The organism is Cupriavidus basilensis, from assembly GCF_029335485.1.
In the GTDB taxonomy this organism is placed as follows: Bacteria; Pseudomonadota; Gammaproteobacteria; order Burkholderiales; family Burkholderiaceae; genus Cupriavidus; species Cupriavidus basilensis_E.
The window spans coordinates 1-4,066 of sequence record NZ_JARJLM010000518.1 but is presented as its reverse complement, the minus strand read 5'-3'; the positions used below and the strand labels follow the sequence as shown (position 1 = coordinate 4,066).

At 71.3% G+C, this 4,066-nt stretch carries 3 protein-coding genes and 2 pseudogenes; 1 reads left to right on the top strand and 4 read right to left on the bottom strand.

Features of this window, described 5'->3' with window-relative positions; translation table 11 throughout:
- The 4 genes and pseudogenes from P3W85_RS32000 to P3W85_RS31985 form a co-directional block, all read right to left on the bottom strand.
- Window positions 1-175: pseudogene (locus tag P3W85_RS32000) on the bottom strand (MxaS protein); the annotation flags it as partial.
- 14 nt (window positions 176-189) lie between these two features.
- Window positions 190-1,209, bottom strand: a complete 1,020-nt coding sequence (locus tag P3W85_RS31995) for an AAA family ATPase (protein ID WP_276267710.1) — start codon at window positions 1,207-1,209, stop codon at window positions 190-192.
- A 284-nt stretch (window positions 1,210-1,493) separates the two neighbouring features.
- The gene (locus P3W85_RS31990) at window positions 1,494-2,132 is read right to left on the bottom strand and encodes a response regulator (RefSeq protein WP_017224552.1); all 639 of its coding nucleotides are present in this window, start codon (window positions 2,130-2,132) and stop codon (window positions 1,494-1,496) included.
- 12 nt (window positions 2,133-2,144) lie between these two features.
- On the bottom strand, window positions 2,145-3,614 hold the full coding sequence (locus P3W85_RS31985; protein ID WP_276267709.1) for a histidine kinase: 1,470 nt from the start codon (window positions 3,612-3,614) through the stop codon (window positions 2,145-2,147).
- A gap of 130 nt (window positions 3,615-3,744) precedes the next feature.
- Between P3W85_RS31985 and P3W85_RS31980 the strand changes: the two are divergent.
- Window positions 3,745-4,066 (top strand): annotated as a pseudogene (locus tag P3W85_RS31980) (hypothetical protein); the annotation flags it as partial.

The window sequence follows — 4,066 nt, the reverse complement described above, 5'->3', positions numbered from 1 at the left end:
GCAGGTTGCGCACGCTGGCGCGCAGGTCGAGCCGCCGTGGGTCCGGGTTGTCGAGCAGGCGCATATGCGCGGCGAATTCCTGCCCGGGGCCCAGGCTGGTGCCCAGGTGGGAGCCCGGCCGGAAGCCGCCCGCGCGGGCAGGCAGCCGGTAGTGGAATTCGTGCAGGCCGCTCATGGCGCGCTCTCCTGTCAGGGCGAGGCAATGGTGCCCATGATCTTGCGCACCAGCGCGTCGGACAGCTCCGCCCGGCGCAGTTCATAGACCGGCGTGAAGAACACGCGATGGCCAAGCGCCGACGGCAGTACCGCATGGATGTCCTCCGGCAGCAGGTGGGTGCGGCCCGCCATCCATGCCACCACGCGCGCCGCCCGCAGCAGGGCGCTCATGCCGCGCGGGCTGGCGCCGGCGAGAATCAGCCGCTCCATGTCGACGCCCTCCAGGCGGATGCCGAAACGCTGCGGCGCCTCGCTGGCTTCCCACAACTGCAGTACGTAGCGTTCGATGGCCTCGCTGGCCTGGATGCTGCGCTGGATGATCGCGGCGATGCCGTTCAGTTGCGCCCAGGGCAGGACATCCGGCTCGACCTGCGCCAGCAAGGCATCGGTATCGTGGAAGGCCGGGTCGAAGACGAGCGCGCGGCGGATGCCGGGGTCGGCCGGCGTGGCGATATTCAGCTCGAACATGAAGCGGTCGCGGGCGGCCGAGGCCAGCTCGAAGGTCTCCTCTTTCTCGACCTTGTTGCGGTCGGCGAACACCGTCATATGCGCAAAACGGTACTCGCGGTTGAAGGCCGACACCGAGCGCTCGGCCATCGCCCGCAGCAGCAGCGACTGGACCTGCGGCCGGGCCCGGTTGATCTCGTTGAAGAAGAACGTGGTCAGCCGTTCGCCATGGCGCAGCAGCGGGCCGGGGTCGATGCGCGGCCGGCTCTGCGCGTCCACATAGCTGTGATAGACCAGGTCGCCCGGCATCAGGTCGATGGTGCCTTCCACCCGCTCGAAATCGCCGCCGATGGCGCGGGCAAAGGCGCGCAGCACCGTGGTCTTGCCCACGCCGACGTCGCCCTCGAGCAGCACGTGGCCGCGCGCGAACAGCGCGACGTTGATCAGGCGGATGATCTGCGGCTGGCCGATCACCGCCTTGGCCACCTCGCGCTCCACGCGCCGGGCGCTGTCGCGCCAGTCCTGGAGCTTCTCGTCTGGTGTCATCGGATCCTCTGATGCTGTGCGGCATGGGGCGATGGCCGCGGCCCGCGCCTGGAGCGCGGTAGCTGCCGGCCGTCAATCCAGGGATCATTTGCACAAGACATGCCAGGACGGCGCCATGCCGCGTCCGGCTACGCGCCGGGACGCGGTCTCCGGGGAATTGGCGCGCTCCGGAACGAACCGACCGCCGGTCCGGGGCCGTACCGGCCAGTACGGACCGGCGCACTCTGTTGCAAGGCGAAGCAGAGTGTTGCAGCGCCGGTACGGCGCCGCGCATGGCGCCGGCGCTAAATCAAGCCATGCTCCCGCGCATAGCGATGCATCTCCAGCGCATTCCCCAGCCCCATCTTCTTGCGCAGCATGGTCTGGTAGTTGGCCACCGTCTTGACGCTCAGGAACAGCTGCCCGGCGATCTCATCCACCTGCTGCCCCTGCGCCAGCAAGCGGAACACATCGAATTCCCGTGGCGACAGGCCAAGATGGGGCACCTCGGCCCGCCGCCCGCCGATCTGGCCCAGTGCGTCCCTGACGTCGTCCGACAGCGGCCGCTCCCCCCGCATGACCAGCCGTACGGCATCGACCAGGGTATCGGGCGGGCTGCTCTTGGTCAGGTAGCCGCAGGCGCCGGCCTTGAGCGCCTGCGCCACCAGCGCGGGGCTATCGTGCATGCTGAACACCAGCACGCGCAGGCCTGGCAGGCGGCTGCCAAGCCTGTGCAGGGTTTCCAGCCCGCCGCGCCCCGGCATCGACAGGTCGAGGATCAGCACGTCGGCCTCGTGCCGCGTCAGCCAGCCATAGGCGACGTCGGTATCGCCGAACTCCGCCACCACCTCGATGCCCGCTTCCAGCTCCAGCAGGCGCCGGTAGCCGGTGCGCACCACGGCGTGGTCGTCCGCGATCGCCACCCGGATGCATTCCGTCACCATGTCGCCATGCCCTCATGCCTCCTGCGGCCGGTCTGCACGATGGCGCGGCACCGCCGGCTCGCGATCGCCCGCCAGGCGGAAGCTCGCGGCGAGCCGCAGGCCCGGCCGGGCCGCGCCGGGCGCCGCCGCGCCGATGCCGATCTCGCCGCCGTGCGCCCATACGCGCTCGCGCAGGCCGTCCAGCCCGTGGCCCTGGTGCGTTGCCGGGCCGGGCGCCGCTGGCGCGGCGGCAGCGATGCCAACGCCGTCGTCTTCCACCGACCAGTGCACCTCGCCGGCCCCTGCGGCCCGCAGCGACACCGTTGCCCGGCTCGCCCGCGCGTGGCGCACGACGTTGGTCAACGCCTCCTGGGTCATGCGGTACAGCGACACGGCCAGGTCGTCCGGCAAGACGGCTCCGTTCAGCGCGAGCCGCAAGGAGAAGACAGTGCGCCCTCCCGGCTGGCCGCGCCAGCCCTGCACCAGTTCGCCCAGCATGCGCTCCAGCGGCACCGGCCCGCTGCCAGGCAGCAGGCCGTGCGGGCGTAGCCCGCGCAACAGCGCCTTCACGTCCAGGTGGATACGCTCGCAGTGGCCGGCAAGGTCCTGCGCCACGGCGTTCAAGGCCGGATCGGCGCCCGTCTTGCGCACCATGTAGGCGGTATCGGCACGCATCGCGGTCAACACCTGCCCGAATTCGTCGTGCAATTCCCGGGCCAGCCGCGCGCGCTCCTGCTCCTGCAGGGTCAACACCCTGAGGCTGAGCGCGCGGCGCGTCGCCTGGGTGTGGGCAAGCGCGCCGGCGAGGTGGTCCAGCGCCCGGGCTATCACATCCAGTTCGCGCGTCGGCATGACCGGCAGGCGGTACGCGTAGTCGTTGCGCTCATAGCGCGCGATCGCATGCAGGATATCGCGCAACGGCGCCAGCGCGCGCCGCACCGCCCACCAGATGCCCCCCAGCATCGCGGCGCTGAACAGGCACAGCAGCGCCAGCACGCCGACGATGTCGCCGAGGGCTTCGCGCTGCTCGCTGCGCGGGTTCCATATCAGGCTGGCCTGCCAGTGCCTGCCGTCGCCGCGCGCGATCCGCCAGGTATGGGCCGGCGCGGCCGGCGCCGCGGCTGGGCCTTGCCAGCGGGCCTGGACCCGCTGCCAGGCCAGGAGCAGCGCCGGCACGGCCGCCTCCACCGCCGGCGCCACCAGCACGCGGCCTTCGCCATCCTTGAGCAGCAGTTGCAGGTGACGCAGTTCCCCCGAGGCGTTGATCCGGCGCAAGGCGTCCAGGCTTGCGGCGTCGCCGGCCGGCCCGCTGCCCTGCAGCGCCGCCAGGTGCGCGACCAGCTCGGCGGTGCGCAGCGCGCCGATGCCTTCGTCCCGCACGTTGGCCTGCGCCTGCCACAGCGCCGCCAGCAAGGCGCAGCACAGGCCGGGCAGGATCACCCACGCCGCGCGGCGCATCAACAGGCTCGACATCTCCATGGCTCCCGCCTCCTCCGGTTTCATGTCATTCCACGCCTGGCGTGGTGTCCCCGCCGGCAAAACCAGGTCGGGATTTTTTCCTGGCCGCAGCGGTATGGGAAGTGCTTGAGCAGGAGCGGATAGCCCCCCCGATAACAAGACGAGGAGACCCGCCATGCCCCTGGCACCGATGCCGCCACACCGCCCTTGCCTTCCCGCCCCGCAAAAAGTGCCGGGGTTGCGCCGCACCCTGCTGGCACGCGCCGTGGTCCGGCTGTGCCTGCCGCTGGCGGCCGGCGCGGCATCGGCCCAATCCGCCCCCGCCCTCCCAGCGGGTTCCGTGCCTGGAACGCCGGCGGCCATGGCGGCGACCGCGCCACGCGATACCTTGCCGTATCCGGTACAGACTGTCACTTCGGGAAACACCGGCCATCCGCCCGCGCCGGCACCGGACCGGATTGCGCAATCCGGGGACAGCGCCGTGCTGCCGGAGGTCC